General features: G+C 61.1%; 2 protein-coding genes. One reads left to right on the top strand and one right to left on the bottom strand.

Annotation, left to right across the window (positions count from 1 at the left end; genetic code table 11):
• Positions 1–12 precede the first annotated feature (12 nt).
• Positions 13–1,098 carry a polyamine ABC transporter substrate-binding protein gene (locus tag AC1DX0_RS35330; RefSeq protein WP_477359077.1) on the bottom strand — a complete coding sequence of 362 codons (1,086 nt, stop codon included), beginning with the start codon at positions 1,096–1,098 and terminating at the stop codon, positions 13–15.
• Between the two features lie 91 nt (positions 1,099–1,189).
• Between AC1DX0_RS35330 and AC1DX0_RS35325 the strand changes: the two genes are divergently transcribed.
• A complete protein-coding gene (locus AC1DX0_RS35325) occupies positions 1,190–1,804 on the top strand; it encodes a TetR/AcrR family transcriptional regulator (protein WP_477221421.1) in 615 nt (204 codons plus the stop codon).
• Positions 1,805–1,904 lie beyond the last annotated feature (100 nt).

The following is a 1,904-nucleotide window of genomic DNA, read 5'->3' as shown; positions in this document are numbered from 1 at the left end:
GACGGCAACCGCTCATTTCGCCTGCAGCATTTCGGTCCACAYGTCCTGCATCTTCTTGTCGAGATCGGCATTAGGCGCCGGATAGGCCTGGGCGCGAGCGAGGAAGCCCGGCTGCTCGTCGAAGCGCAGCACCTTCTTCTGGTCGTCGGTCAAAGCCGCCTTGGTGTTGGCGGGCATGCCCCAGTAGCAGGAGGAAGTGGCAAGCCGTGCCTGGCCTTCAGGRCTCACAATGTACTGGATGAATTTCAGCGCCAGATCCTTGTTCTTGGAATCCTTGAACATGGCCAGCGACTGCGACCACAGCACCGCACCTTCCTTGGGGATAGAGAAGTCCAGCGCMGGGTTTTCCTTGGCCAGSCCYGCCGTCACCCAYTCRCCGCCGCCGACCAGAATRTCGACCTCGCCGGTSGCCAGCGCCGTCTGGCTGGCGGTGACTTCGCCGACCAGCTTGGCGTTGGCCTTCATCTTGAGAAGCTCAGCCTTGAGGGCGGGCAGGTCGGCTTCGGTCAGCTCCGCCGTCTTCTTGCCGATGGCGAGCGCGGCCATGCCGATGACCGGCAGATAATAGTCGTAGATGGCGACCTTGCCCTTGTACTTGTCTGATGTCAGCGACGCCAGGGACTGCATGTCGGCCGGATCGACCTTGGTCTTGTTGAAGCCGATSGTGTTGTAGCCGAAYTTTTCGGTGATGCCGTAGCGCTTGCCGCCGACSACGGTSGAGCCGTCCATCTTCACCTGCGGAAACAGATCGGCCAGCGGCAGCTTGTCCTCCGGTAGCGGCTCGAACAGGCCCTTTTCGACACCGCGCGGCACGTCGATCGAGTCGATCACCATCACGTCCCAGTCGCCGGGCTGCGACTGCTCGACGATAGCGAGGCCAGCCCCCGTGCCCTCAAATTCCTTGACGTTGACCTTGACGTTGTTGGCCTCCTCGAAAGGCTGCAGCAGTGCCGGATCGGAATGATCGCACCAGATCAGCGCGTTGAGATCAGCGGCCTCGGCGAGGCTGCCCACGCCAAGCAGCAGTGCGGTGGCGGCGCACGCCGCGCGCAGATGGCGCTTCAGGACGAAAAGTGGATTCCCGGATTTGACGGACATCAAGTGTTCTCCCTTGCCTTTGTGGCTTCTTGCAAAAAGTTGAACCAATTCTAAAATTGAGTCAATTCTGTTTTTGTGGCAAGAGGCTGATATGAGCGGATTGCGGGCAAGGCAAAAGGCGGACCGGCACAGGCGCATCATCGAGGCCGCGGCAGAGCTTTTTCGCGAGGCCGGCTATGAGGGCGCAAAGATCGAAACCATCGCCGCGCAGGCGGAAGTGTCGATCGGCACGATCTACAATTACTATGAGAACAAGGGCGACATCCTCGGCGCCATCGTCTCGCTGGAAGTCAATGAAGTGCTCAATGCGGGGCGCGGCGTCGTTGCAAGGCCACCGGCCAATGTCGGCGACGCGCTGGACACTCTGATCGGCATCTATATCGAGCATTCGCTGCACTATCTCAGCAAGGAGATGTGGCGGCAGGCCATGGCGATCTCGACGCAGCTGCCGGACAGCCCGTTCGGCCAGGCCTACACCGCACTCGACCGCTCGCTCACCGAACAGATCCGCGCGCTGATCGCCCGGCTGCAGGAGCTTGGCCTGGTGCGGAGGGATATCGACGGTACGGCGCTCGGCGAACTGATCTTCAACAACATGAACATGATGTTCATCGAATTCGTGAAGCGCGACGGGGCCAGGATACCGGAACTGCGCGCGGCGATACGCCGGCAGAATCGGATTTTGGTGGCAGCGATCGGGGTGTGAGGGACGATGGCGGCTGGGCGACCGGCCGGATCGGCTAAGCGCTTGACTGGTGTGTTTGACCCAGCCTGTGCCAAGCTACTCGAGAGCCGGGTCATAGAGG

The organism is Mesorhizobium sp. P3_A9 (assembly GCF_056402975.1).
This window is presented reverse-complemented; position numbering and strand designations above follow the sequence as displayed.